Below are 14117 nucleotides of genomic sequence, written 5' to 3'. Positions count from 1 at the left end.
CTTTCTTATGCACCTTTTTCTTCTATAGGAGTTGCCACAGGATATACTCCATTGAAACATCCTACACAATAACCTTGATCTTCCTTAAAACAATTATACATACCCTTCATTGATAAGTATCCAATAGAATCACAACCAATTGCTTCTCTGATTTCTTCTAATGAATGATTTGCTCCTATAAGCTCTTTTCTGTATGGAGTATCTATTCCAAAGTAACATGGATATTTAACCACAGGCGATGCCACTAAGAAATGTACTTCTTTTGCTCCTACTCTTCTTAAAGATTCAACTAAATGCTTAGAGGTTGTTCCTCGTACAATTGAATCATCTATTAAAATTACTCTTCTATTTTTTACATTAGCTTTTAATGGATTTAATTTTACTGCTACAGCTCTTTCTCTTATTTCTTGAGAAGGAGTAATAAAAGTTCTACCTACATATCTATTTTTTACAAAACCTGTATCATATGGTATTCCTGAAGCTTTAGAATATCCTATAGCTGCTGGTATTCCTGAATCTGGTACTGCTACTACCACATCTGCTTCAATGTTATGTTCTTTAAACAATTGCTCCCCAGCTCTTATTCTTGATTCATGTACATCAAGTCCATCAATTATCGAATCTGGTCTAGCAAAGTATATATATTCAAATGCACAAGTTTGACATTGCGTATTTTCTGAATATCTGTATGAATTAATACCTTTTTCATCTATGACAATTATCTCACCTGGTTCTATATCTCTAACTAGTTCTGCACCAACAGCATCAAGGGCACAACTTTCTGATGATAAGATATATCCTTCATCAATCTTTCCTAAACATAAAGGTCTTATTCCATGTGGATCTCTAACACCTATAAGCTTATTTTCTGTTAAGATAACCATGGCAAAAGAACCTCTTACTGCCTGAATAGCATCTAAAATTGCTTTTTCAACACCTTTCTTAGCTCCTCTAGCTATAAGGTTTGCTATAACTTCTGAATCTATTGATGTATGGAACACATGTCCAGCCTCTTCCAATAACTCTCTTATAACATCTGCATTAACAAGCGTTCCATTATGAGCCATTGCAATAGATCCTAATTTGCTTTGACTTAAAAGTGGCTGCGCATTTTCTATCCTTGTATCACCAGATGTGGAATATCTAACATGCCCAATAGCTATATTCCCTTTTAATATTGCAAGACTTTCTTGTGAAAAGGCTTCTGTAATAAGCCCCATTCCTTTATGCATATTTATTTCAGCTCCATTGGCAACTGCTATACCAGCACTTTCCTGCCCTCTATGTTGAAGTGCATATAATCCATAATAAGTCATTGAAGCAACATCCATTTCCTTATTTGAATAAACACCAAATACACCGCATTCATCCTTAAACTTATCATTACTTGGATCCATTATAATATTGTCTACCTTAAGACTCATTCTTAATACCCCCGAAACTTAATGTAAAATGTAGAATTAAAAATTAAGGAGAAAATTTCATCCTCAATTTTTAATTTTTCATTATAAATTATTTTTGAAGTCTGCTTAATATTTCAACATAGGCATCTTTAACATTTCCTAAGTCTCTTCTAAATCTATCTTTATCAAGCTTTTCTCCAGTTGTCGCATCCCAAAATCTGCAAGTATCTGGTGAAATTTCATCTGCCAAAACTATTTCACCATTATATCTTCCAAATTCTAATTTAAAGTCTATAAGATTAATGTTAGCTTTTAAAAATAATCCCTTTAAAATATCATTAACTTTTGCTGTTAATTCATATATCTTATTTAACTCTTCAAAAGTAGTTGCTCCTATGGCTACTGCATGATAGTCATTTATTAATGGATCTCCTAGAGAATCATCTTTATATGATAATTCAAATACTGTAGTCTTAAGCTCTGTTCCTTCTTCTAATCCTAATCTCTTAGCCATTGAACCAGCTGCCACGTTTCTAACTATTACTTCTAGAGGTACTATTTCTACCTTCTTACATAATTGTTCTCTATCATTTAACTTTTCAATAAAGTGAGTTGGTACTCCATTTTGTGCTAAAATTTCAAATAATGTAGCTGTTATAGCATTATTCATTACACCTTTATCTTCTATTTGACCTTTCTTTTCTCCATTGAAAGCAGTTGCATCATCTTTGTAATATACAATTACTTCATCAGCTTTATCTGTAGCATATATTTTCTTTGCTTTACCTTCGTACATCATTTCTAATTTTTCCATTATAGATCCACTCCTTCACCATTTTCAGCAATAAATTTTTCTTTCATATCTTTTCTATATTTAATTAATTTAGCTTTAAGCTCTTTATCACCAATTGATAACATTTGTACAGCCAACATTCCTGCATTGTAAGCATTATTGATACCTACAGTTGCCACTGGAATTGATTTTGGCATTTGCACTATTGAAAATAATGCATCAAGACCTTCTATTGCTCCTTTACAAGGAACTCCTATGACAGGAATTACTGTTTGTGAAGCAATTACACCTGGAAGGTGTGCTGCAAGGCCTGCACCAGCAATTATTACTTCACAGCCTTCAGCTTCTATATCTCTTAAAGTTTCTTCTAACTTTTCAGGAACTCTATGAGCTGATAAAACATATGCTTTATATGAAATACCAAATTCCTTTAAACAGTTAGCAGCTCCCTTCATTATTTCCGTATCAGATTTTGATCCAAAAAATATTGCAACTCTCATAAAAAACGCTCCTATCTAAAGTATTTAACACCTGATTCAAAGATCTTTTGATCGAAGTTTCCAGGAACATTTACATATAGGTCTTCTCCAATTCTTTCAGAGTGTCCCATCTTCCCTAAAACTCTTCCATCAGGACTTGTTATTCCTTCTACTCCTAAAACTGAACCATTTGGATTAAATGGCATGTCCAGTGATACATGTCCTTCTAAATCCACATATTGAGTAGCTATTTGATCATTAGCAATTAATTGTCTTAATAGCTCTTCATTTGCAATAAATCTACCTTCCCCATGAGATATTGCTACATTGTGAATATCCCCTACATTTACTTCACTAAACCAAGGTGATTTGTTAGATGTAATCTTAGTTCTTATTATTGAGCTCATATGTCTATTGATATTATTGTAAGTTAATGTTGCCATATTCTCTTCTATATCAACTATTTCACCATATGGTACTAAACCTAATTTAATTAATGCTTGGAATCCGTTACAGATACCTAATACTAATCCATCTCTATTTTTTAGTAAATCATTTACTGCATCTTTAATTCTTTCATTTCTAAAGATTGTAGCAATAAACTTTCCTGATCCATCTGGTTCATCTCCTGCTGAGAATCCTCCTGGAATCATTATTATTTGACTTTCTCTTATTTGTTTTTCCAGTGCTTCAATTGATTCAAGTAATGCACTCTTAGAGTAATTCTTAAACACTAATTCTGTAGTTTTAGCTCCTGCCTTAGTAAATGCTCTATTGCAGTCATATTCACAGTTTGTTCCTGGAAATACTGGTATAATTACTCTTGGTTTAGCAGTCTTGATGCTTGGACTACTTTGTAATATTATTTTCTTTTCTTCAACCTTAATTTCTAGAACTGATTCTTGTGACTTTTCAGTTTTAATTTTAAACACTGTAGATAATTTCTTTTCATATACATTTATTAAATCATCTATATTGAAAGTGAAATCATATTCTTCTGATATAATTACAGGCTTTTCTATAGTTTCACCAATTACTTTATAGCTACATCCCTCAAAGGCTTTATTTAAGTCTTCATCAGTTGCTACCTCTACTATTACACTTCCATAATTTAAGCCAAATAACTCTTCCTTGCTTAAACTATTGAATTTAATACCAATCTTATTACCAAATGATATTTTAGAAAGTGTTTCTGCTATTCCACCAAATCTAACTGTTGAAGCTGATAACACTTTTTTATTAGAAGTTAATTTATATAATGCTTCTAAGTTGTTTTTAAATGTTTCAACATTTAATGTATAATCATCATTTTTCTCAGCCATTAGTAATACTAATTTACTTCCAACTTTCTTAAGTTCATTAGAAACTATCTTACTTGCCTTTTCCACAGCTACTGCAAAAGATACAAGTGTTGGTGGTACATCTAATTGACCAAAGCTTCCTGACATTGAATCTTTTCCACCTATAGCTGGAAGTCCTAAATCACTTTGAGCTTGATATGCACCTAGTAATGCAGCAAATGGTTTACCCCATCTTGATGGATTATTACCTAATCTCTCAAAGTATTCTTGGAATGTTAATCTTATTTTTCTATAATCTCCACCCATAGCAGCTATTTTTGTTACAGATTCTATTACTGCATAATAAGCCATATGATATGGACTCCACATACCAAGTTCAGGATTAAATCCATAACTCATTAGTGTAGCATCTTTACTTTCACCATTTAAAACTGGTATTTTTGCTACCATACCTTCTGCTGGAGTTAATGCATACTTTCCACCAAAAGGCATCATTACTGTTCCTGATCCAATGGTAGAGTCAAATCTTTCAACTAACCCCTTTTGTGAAGCCACGTTAAGTTCTGTAAGAGTTTTCATCCATCTTTCCTTAACATTAACTTCTTCACCTATAGCTAATGGATATTCTTTTGGTAGTTCTACTTTTACATCAGTAGTTTGTCTAGCTCCATTTGTATCTAAGAATTCTCTTTTTAAATCTACTATCTTTTCACCTCTCCAGAACATTCTTAGACGTTCAGTATCTGTTACTTCTGCCACAACAATAGCTTCTAAGTTTTCTTCTGCTGAAAGACTGATAAATTCTTTAGCATCTTCCTTATTTACTACTACTGCCATTCTTTCTTGTGATTCAGATATTGCTATCTCAGTTCCATCTAAACCTTCATACTTCTTAGGAACCATATCTAAGTTTATATCTAATCCTCTTGTTAATTCACCTATTGCAACTGAAACTCCACCAGCACCAAAGTCATTACATCTCTTGATCATCTTAGCTACTTTTTCATTTCTAAATAATCTTTGAATTTTTCTTTCTGTTGGTGGATTACCTTTTTGAACTTCTGCTCCACATGTATTTATTGACTCTTCAGTATGTTCTTTTGATGAACCTGTTGCTCCACCTATACCATCTCTTCCTGTTCTTCCTCCTAAAAGGATTACTAAATCTGAAGCTTTTGGTTCTTCTCTTACAACATTTTCTTTTGGTGCTGCTGCTATAACAGCTCCTACTTCCATTCTTTTAGCTACATAATTTGGATGATATATTTCTGATACTTGTCCTGTTGCAAGTCCAATTTGATTACCATATGAGCTATATCCATGAGCTGCCCCTAAAACGATAGTTCTTTGTGGAAGCTTTCCATTTAAAGTTTCATCAATTTCTACTGTTGGATCAGCTGCTCCTGTTACTCTCATAGCTTGATATACATATGTTCTACCTGATAATGGATCTCTAATAGCTCCTCCAAGACAAGTTGCTGCACCACCAAAAGGTTCAATTTCTGTTGGGTGATTGTGAGTTTCATTTTTAAACATTACAAGGTACTCTTCATTACCATTATCAGTTTCTATGTTTACATTTATAGAACAAGCATTTATTTCTTCTGAAACATCTAAATCTTCTAATAAACCTTTTTTACGCATTTCCTTCATAACAATTACTGCTATATCCATAAGATTTTCATCTCTAGTAGTTTCCTTGCCATAAACAAAATCTCTTGACTTTAAATATGCATTATAAGATTTAATAAGAGGATTATTTAGCTTTCCTTCTTCTATTTCTACATTTTCTATAGCTGTTGAAAATGTTGTATGTCTACAATGGTCTGACCAATAAGTATCAATTACTTTTATTTCAGTGATACTTGGATTTCTCTCCTCATTCTTGAAATAATCTCTTATCATAAGAAGGTCATTAACACTCATAGCTAATCCTAATTCTTTATGGTAAAAAGCAATTTCTTCGTCATTTTTTTGTATGAATCCATTTACTATTTCCACATCTTTTGGATCTTCAAGCTCACTTAAAAGCTCTTTACTATATATATCTACTTCTCTTGAATCAACTGGGTTAATATAGTAATGCTTAATTTTTTGAACTTCTTCTTCACTTAAATTTCCCTTTAAAATAATTACTTTAGCAGTTTTCACTTCTATTCTCTTTCCTGCAGTCAATAATGCATAACATTCTGATGCTGAATCAGCTCTTTGGTCGTATTGACCTGGTAAATATTCAACAGCAAAAGCTATTTCTTCATTGTCCATAGGTATCTTCTCTTCATAAAGATTATCTACAGTTTTCTCTGAAAAAACTGAATATAATGATTTTTTATACTCTTCTTCATTGACCTTTCCTAAAATATATTTATTTACTACTCTTACATTTTCTAAACTTTCTACTCTAAGATTTGTCTTAAAATCTTCTAAAAGGCTCTTACCTTCAACATTAAATCTATTTTTCTTTTCAACAAATATACTTTTACACCCTATCATTTCATGCCTCCATTCAGTTTTGAGAATACGAATATTAATTTATTTTATGTAATTATTTTTCGTTTATATTATTATACTAACAATGAATTTTTACTTTGTCAATGCATTTTTCTCTTTTTATACCAATTAAGGAATTTAATTTATACATTTTACGAATATTATCGGCAGTTTCATATATAAATATATATATTTATATATAAAAAAAGCCACATGCTTATGCATGCAGCAAAAAAATACGTAACCCTGCTCCGGCTCCTTATTATTTTGTACAGTTTGGACGCTTTATATTCTTAAAGATACATAAATCAGATTATTTTATCAAGCTCTTTAGCATATTCTTTAGAATATTCAGTTATTTCCTTAGGATATCCTACATATTCTAACACCTTAATGGCATTTCTAGTTTTAGATATTCCATTTTTTATCTTATAATCAAAAGTCATTCCATTTTTCTTATCAACATTTTCAGCAAAATACCTAAATTCATATTTATCATTTAACATATCCGTTAGCTCTCTATCATGAGTAGCCACAAATGTTATGGCATTATATCTGTTTATATATTCTAAAATTGCAGCCGATGATGCAACTCTTTCAATAGGATTTGTCCCTCTAAATATTTCATCTATCATGCAAAATACAGGTACTTCTTTTTTAAGTGCTTCAATAATTCTAAGAATCCCCTCAACTTCTGCCATATAATAGCTTTTTCCAGCATTAACATCATCCTTAGGACTTATTGAAGTAACTATATTAAATATTGAGCCTTCATATTTTTCTGCTAGTACCAAATCAAAAACTTGCGCAAGAATAATATTTACTCCCACCATCCTTAAGAATGTTGATTTACCAGACATATTGCTTCCTGTAAGCACCATTCCCTTTTTATTTAAATGTATTGTATTGGCAACAGGTTCTTCTAGTAATGGATGTATTCCATTTACTATATTTATATTAACCTGATTTTTAAACACAGGCTTTGTTATATATTCTTCCTTAGCCTCTATGAATCCACATATAGATATATATGCTTCTATTTCTCCTAAAAGTTCGTATAGCTTTAAGATACTTTCCTTTTTATCATTTAATTCATTAATTACTCCATAGTAAGCACTTTCAACAGTTAAAAATGGTACTGAAAATATTTCAAGAAACCCTCCATACATGGTAAAAATATGTATTATGCTTATCTTACTTACAACTCCCTGAAGCCCTTTCATAACCTTTTTTATTTCTTCATTATTTACTATACTCTCACCTTTAAGTTTACCTATCTTTTCTGCTGCATCTAGCATCCTATTTAAATAAATAAGGCCTCCAGTGGAAACATTTTTACGTTCCTTTTCTGCAATAAAAAGATTAATCCACATATTTAAAGCCAAGGCAGCTAAAAATTCTGGTCTTTGTAGAAATATGGACAGTAGTAAAAATGTTATGGGCATTACTTTCCCTAAGATATTGTATATTATATACTTACTCTTATTAGGTTTTCTTTCGCTTTCAATCATTTCAATAAACCTATTCTTCTTATCATATCCCAAGTTAAAGAAAATTAACTTTAGTTTAGCTCTTAAGTCTATATCATTTTTTATAGCTTCTATATTCTTTCCTCTTTCAACTATTTCTTCTTTATTAATAAGAGGATTTCTTAGCATACTATACAAAATTGCTTCTCCCACACTGGAGTAACTTCTATCTATTTTTCTAAATACTTCATCCATATTCAAATCATACCAAGTCTGATCATCTAATGTATATTCATCTTCCTCTCTCATATCAAAAAAGCATCTTATGTCATCTATAGCTGTAACTATCCTCTTTTCCTCTCCATGATATCTTTTAAAAACTTCTAATTTTCCTTTTTTGTCATTTACTACATAATATACTGCAAAAATAACTATAATTAAAATCATTAAATATCCCATATTACCCTCCTCAGCTTATATTTGTTTTAAAAAAACAAATTCTTTATCAGTAGAATATTCTGCTGAATACTTAAATGATAAGTCAACGAATTTCTTAATATCATCTATCTCTGTAATATTATTAGAAGCCATATATCTTACCATTAGTCCTCTAGCCATTTTAGCCTCTGTAGCTTTAACTTTTATTTTTCCATCTTCATTAAGTTCCCCAAAGACACAAGTTATAAAAACATCATCTTCACTTAAATATTTCTCTATACATTTACTATATTCCTTTGATGCTAAATTCAAGATCACATTACTTTCTTTTCTTAATTCATTGTACAGGCTATCCCCCCAAAATTCATAAAGATTTTTCTTATCATCTACCTTAAGTTTTGCTTGCATTTCTAATCTATAAGGTACTACTCCATCAAAAGGATTAAGCACACCATAAAATCCTGATAAAATCTTTAAATGAGATTTTATATAGTTAAATTCTTCTTCAGAAAAAGAATCTGGCGACATATATTTATATTGAATTCCTTCATATGTCAAAATTGCTGGCGATAGATTTTTATCTAAATTCATATATTTATACCTATCATAATTTAATTCTGCTATATCATCATTACATACAAGCAGCTTCTTTAATTCATCATAAGAAAGAGATTTCAATTTATCATAAAGGATATTTGTTTTATCCATAAATACTGGTTTATATTCATTAACTAAATCATCATTATTTACATTCATCTTTTTTGCTGGTGAAATAATTATGTTCATACTTTTTCAACTCCTAATATTAATTATTATTTAGTATAACATATTATTTACCTTTTAAAAATAAAGTTTAACAAAGTAAAATAGAGTGTTTTTTCCACTCTATTTTCTTATATACTTATCTTTAAATATATCTTTAAACTGATTTCCACACCTTTCAAGCTCTCCCAAAACAGTAATTATACCTTCTTCACTACTAAACCAATTTTCCTTATTAATCCCTTTAACTTCTGAAGGGCAAATAATAAAATTAGTGTTCTCATATACAGTTTCATAGTACATAAGACAACGTCTTGCATGAAAGCTTTTGCAACAGATAATTGCAGTTTTTATTTCCATATCTAATTTATCGGTAACCATTTTTGAATATAAAGCATTTTCATATGTAAAAGTTGCTTTATCTTCTTTTAATATTGCCTCTTCCTTGACGCCGTTTTTAATTAATACATCTTTAAGGAATTCCCATTCTGTTTCATATTCTTTATTATATATATGATTCTTGGAAGCTACGCCAGAAAAACTCCCTAGAAGCTTGCTATACCTTCCAGAGGGCAATACATATGGTGCATATCCTTCTTTCCAAAGCCTTGCACCCTCTTCTGCAATCTCTGGATATGATCCTCCTGGCAAAAAAATAATATCTGCTTTTTTTGGTTCATTACATAAAAAAATAAATTCACTAATATCCTTTAAATAAATCATTTTCTACCCTTTATAGCCTGTCCCATTTCTTATTAATTATAAAATCACTATAGATTTCATTGGCTGTATTTACAACCTCTTTATCAAAATCCATTGCCTTTAACAATTTAATGGCATTTCTTGTTTTAGAAGGCCCCTTATGAAGCTTATAATCAAATAACACTTCTTTATCTGTCACTGTTTCTCTAAAATGATAATTATCATATTTTTCTCCTAGCATCTCTGTAAGTTCCATATCATGGGTAGCCACTAAAATCTTAGCCTTTGATTCTTTGCCATAATCTAAGATAGATGCAGAGGCAGCTATTCTTTCAACGGTATTTGTCCCCTTTAAGATTTCATCTATAAAAGCTAAAACACGTATTTCACCATTTAATGAATTTAATAGTCTCTTTAAACTTTTTATTTCTGCAATAAAGTAACTATCTCCTTCTAAGATATCATCCTTAATGGCCATTGATGTCACAACCTTAGAAAACTTACATTTATAGCTAGAACATAAAGCTGTATTCAATCCTTGTGCCAAAATACAATTTAAAGCTATAGCTTTAATAAAAGTAGATTTTCCTGAAGCATTTGACCCAGTAAATATTATGTTGTCCTTTATGAAAATGGAATTTTTCACTGGCTCATCAATAAGAGGATGATAAAGGTTTTCCAACTCTATATAATCTTTCTCTAAAAATATAGGCTGACAGAATTCTTGAAGGCTTGCCCTATAATAAGCTACAGATAAGGCAAAATCTATCATTGCTATTAAATCATATATTTCTTGGAATTCTTTTTTATTCTTTTCTAATATGGAGGCCATATTATGATATGCTATTATATCTACCATAAAAAACATCTTTAAATACTCTAAAACTAAATCAGCATCTAGCAATGCTGAACTATTTTTTCTTACTAATGAATAGCTATATCTCTTTATCTTATTTAACTCTCTACAATTAGCTAATATCTTTCTAAATTTCTTTTTATATTTTCTAAATTCCTTATGATTTATTTTACATAACTTCTGACAAACAATAACATTATTTATTAAATAATTCATAATCTTAAAGCTATCTTCTAAGACAGTTTTACCACTTTGATAAAATAGTATATTGGCACAAAAGAAAAATATGGATAATCCAATTCCTATTTTAGAATTTATAATACATAACAGCAGCGAAGCAATAAATCCTCCTGCTAAAATAGGATATTTAAAATATCCTTGCACCTTATTAAATTGTGGTCTATATATAAAATTAAATACTTTTGGATCATTTAGTTTTCCAATGGTAGAAAGATTGTATCTAATTTCATTTCTTAAGTCTTCATTTTCTGAAAACACCTTAATAAGCCCTTCTAATTCATCCCATTTTTCTTTACTATACTTTATTTCCTTAATACTTTTATATAAATATGCTTCACCTAGGGTAGTATTAGTATAATTTATCCTTTGAAATACATTATTCATATCCAAATCATTCCAGGTAATTTCATCAATTACCTCTTCTTCATTTTCATTTTCATTTTCTTTCCTGGCTTTGTAAAAATCTTTTAAAAACTCTATATTAGCTTCTTTATTATAGTTTTGCGGTTCTTTACCAAAACTCTTATTATATTTTAAAAACAATTTTTCTTTTCTTTTACTACTGCTAAAATACACTGTACAAATAAATAACACTATAAGCATTGCGATAATTGCAAGCTTTGTCCACATTCCTATCTCCACTTATTCCTCCCCTTTATTCCATATTATTTTTTTCCTTTTTATCTTTTAGAGCATATTCCCTAAAGTCTTTAGTTTTAGACCAGTATTCTATTCCCCAGTTTTCAAAATTCCACTGCTCCATATATTCATTGCACTCATAATCTATATACCAAAGCACTTCATCTTTCACAATAAAATTGGTTGGAAAATAATCTATATTAATATTAAGAGGATATAATATCTTACACATATTCCGCACTTGTAAGATATATTCATCTTTCATCTTATCTTCTTCAACCTATAGCAAGGGAACTTTCTAAATAGTACCTAGCTTGCACTAAATACATTACAATTCTATCTAACATTTAAATCCCCACCCCTCTTTACTTTTACATTTTATACATAATTATACAGTAGAATATAATAAATTAAAACTGCTAAAACTGAAGATAAGCTTTTTATGAAATAACATTAATCTTTATATAGCTTGGCCATATAGTATTCATCTACATATTTATCATCTATAATCATTGCATTTTTTCTAGTGCCTTCTATTTTAAATCCATTCTTTTCATAAAGATGTTTAGCTACTATATTAGAAGAAACAACAGTAAGTTCAAGCCTTGTTAGATTATTTTCTCTAGCCCATTTATCAAGTTCTGAATTTAAAAGCATTTCTAAATAACTATTTGCATCTTCCATTTTAATCTTTCTGATATCCATTTTTATCACCTTATAAAATATTACATATTTTCAATTAATTGTTATTATATCTATATTTCAATACCTTTTCAATGATAATGTAACTAAAAAAGGAACTCACAAGAGTTCCTTAATTAACATAATTTATTATTTATCTTTTTTAAGCATTTCCCCAATGGCAGCAATACTACCTAATGATGATAAAGTCTCATTTGGTAATATAAGCTTATTAGCTGGATTATTAGCCATTTCTTTAAGAGCTTCAACTTGTTTAAGTGCTATAACTCTTTCATCAGTACCAGAGTTAATAATAGCTTGGTTAACTTTCATAATTGCTTCAGCTTCTGCTTTGGCAATTTGTTCAATAGCCTTAGCTTTACCTTCAGCTTCAAGTAATTGAGATTCTCTTAAACCTTCTGCTCTTCTAATATTAGCTTGTTTTTCAGCTTCTGCAGCTAATATTTTAGCTTGTTTTTCACCTTCTGCTTTTTCAATTTGAGATTGTCTTAACCCTTCTGCTTGAAGGATCATAGCTCTCTTATCTCTTTCAGCTTTCATTTGTTTTTCCATAGCTTCTTGTATTTCTTCTGGTGGAATTATGTTTTTAATTTCCACTGATAGTATCTTAATACCGTAAGCATCTGTAACCTCGTCAATTATGCTTAATAAGTTTTGATTAATCAAATCTCTTCCACTTAATATTTCATCTAGTGTCATGTTACCTAATATATTTCTTATATTAGTTGTTGCTGAATAAACAATACCTGATTTATAGTCTTCAATATTATAAACTGCATCCTTTGCATTAAGCATTTTATAGAAAATAACATTATCAACTGAAATCTTAACATTATCCTTAGTAATTACTGATTGTGGTGGTACATCTAAAATTTGTTGTTTAGTTGAAACTTTCTTTCTAACAAAATCAATACCTGGAATGATGAAATGCCAACCTGGTTCAAGTATCCTACTGAACTGCCCTAATCTTTCTACCACATACAAATATCCTGTGTTTACTACTTTTACTGATGATAATACTACAAACAATACTATCGCAAGTACTATTACTAAAACTATTAATCCCATATTAATCCTCCTTTAATTTTACAGTTAATTTATTCCCTTCAATACCTGTAATTACAAATTTATCACCTTTATTGATCTTAGATCCTTTATTGATAACTGTCCAATATATACCGCTTACCTTTATCTCACTTTTTTCATCAATATCTTTTTCTGCTATCATTATTTTTCCAATATAAGTTTGTTCCATCAATGGTATATGATTCTTTTCAACTTTAAATTTTTTCTTTACCCATGGGTATCCTACACACACCATAGCAATTCCTATAATCAAAAATGCAAGTATTTGTATTTTTATTGCTAGTCCTAGTAATGATAAAATTATTGCTACAATTGCCCCAATGGAAAACCACATAAATATAAAGCTGCTAGTTACTATATCTATTACTACAACTAAAAATGCAATTAATAACCAAATTATTATTTCAAACACTAATTATTCCCCCTTTCAACCATTAATCCATTCTTATATTTATCTTTTGTTATATTAAATTATATATCATATTGGTATAAAATAGTATATTATCTTTACCATTAACTGGTATATTCTTATATTATCATACTATTTAACACTTATCAAGATATTTTTTATTATTAAATAAGTTTTTTATTAACTCTTTTAATATTCCTATATACTTTTTATTTATATTCCTTACTTTGGCATTTTATCTTGTATTTTAACCACATTACACAATATAAATCATTGATTTTCTAAGGTTTTCCTTTTATCATTATATATGAAACAAACCTCCGCTTATGTATTTTATTAGTTATATAA

Annotated in this window: 12 protein-coding genes; all 12 read right to left on the bottom strand. The window is 29.6% G+C overall.

All coding sequences use genetic code 11. The features are described from left to right. Positions 1-5: 5 nt before the first annotated feature. On the bottom strand, positions 6-1424 hold the full coding sequence (gene purF / locus H8R92_RS04445) for an amidophosphoribosyltransferase (RefSeq protein WP_022211121.1): 1419 nt from the start codon (positions 1422-1424) through the stop codon (positions 6-8). An 88-nt stretch (positions 1425-1512) separates the two neighbouring features. After that, entirely contained in the window at positions 1513-2217 is a 705-nt protein-coding gene (gene purC / locus H8R92_RS04440) for a phosphoribosylaminoimidazolesuccinocarboxamide synthase (protein WP_022211120.1), read from the bottom strand. Next, entirely contained in the window at positions 2217-2696 is a 480-nt protein-coding gene (gene purE / locus H8R92_RS04435) for a 5-(carboxyamino)imidazole ribonucleotide mutase (RefSeq protein ID WP_022211119.1), read from the bottom strand. The genes purC and purE overlap by 1 nt, the downstream gene beginning before the upstream one ends. An 11-nt stretch (positions 2697-2707) precedes the next feature. Continuing rightward, positions 2708-6469: a phosphoribosylformylglycinamidine synthase gene (locus tag H8R92_RS04430; RefSeq protein ID WP_022211118.1), complete on the bottom strand. Its 3762-nt coding sequence runs from the start codon at positions 6467-6469 to the stop codon at positions 2708-2710. Between the two features lie 305 nt (positions 6470-6774). Further along, a complete protein-coding gene (locus H8R92_RS04425) occupies positions 6775-8382 on the bottom strand; it encodes a MutS-related protein (RefSeq protein WP_186834843.1) in 1608 nt (535 codons plus the stop codon). Positions 8383-8409: 27 nt separating this feature from the next. Beyond that, a complete protein-coding gene (yaaA, locus tag H8R92_RS04420) occupies positions 8410-9159 on the bottom strand; it encodes a peroxide stress protein YaaA (RefSeq protein ID WP_022211116.1) in 750 nt (249 codons plus the stop codon). Between the two features lie 99 nt (positions 9160-9258). Then, positions 9259-9858, bottom strand: a complete 600-nt coding sequence (locus H8R92_RS04415) for a YdcF family protein (protein WP_022211115.1) — start codon at positions 9856-9858, stop codon at positions 9259-9261. A 10-nt stretch (positions 9859-9868) separates the two neighbouring features. Continuing rightward, positions 9869-11575, bottom strand: a complete 1707-nt coding sequence (locus H8R92_RS04410; protein WP_302623608.1) for a MutS-related protein — start codon at positions 11573-11575, stop codon at positions 9869-9871. Between the two features lie 13 nt (positions 11576-11588). Continuing rightward, positions 11589-11804 (bottom strand): hypothetical protein, encoded by a 216-nt coding sequence (locus H8R92_RS04405; protein WP_308779218.1) that lies wholly within the window; start codon positions 11802-11804, stop codon positions 11589-11591. Positions 11805-12025: 221 nt separating this feature from the next. Further along, positions 12026-12277 (bottom strand): GNAT family N-acetyltransferase, encoded by a 252-nt coding sequence (locus H8R92_RS04400; protein WP_022211112.1) that lies wholly within the window; start codon positions 12275-12277, stop codon positions 12026-12028. A gap of 126 nt (positions 12278-12403) precedes the next feature. Beyond that, positions 12404-13342 carry an SPFH domain-containing protein gene (locus tag H8R92_RS04395; protein WP_022211111.1) on the bottom strand — a complete coding sequence of 313 codons (939 nt, stop codon included), beginning with the start codon at positions 13340-13342 and terminating at the stop codon, positions 12404-12406. Between the two features lies 1 nt (position 13343). Beyond that, positions 13344-13772: an NfeD family protein gene (locus tag H8R92_RS04390; protein ID WP_022211110.1), complete on the bottom strand. Its 429-nt coding sequence runs from the start codon at positions 13770-13772 to the stop codon at positions 13344-13346. Positions 13773-14117: the final 345 nt, after the last annotated feature.

Source organism: Clostridium lentum, from assembly GCF_014287815.1.
Taxonomy (GTDB): domain Bacteria; phylum Bacillota; class Clostridia; order Clostridiales; family Clostridiaceae; genus Clostridium; species Clostridium lentum.
Note: the sequence above shows the minus strand (reverse complement) of the source record. Positions and strands in the feature narration are given on the sequence as shown.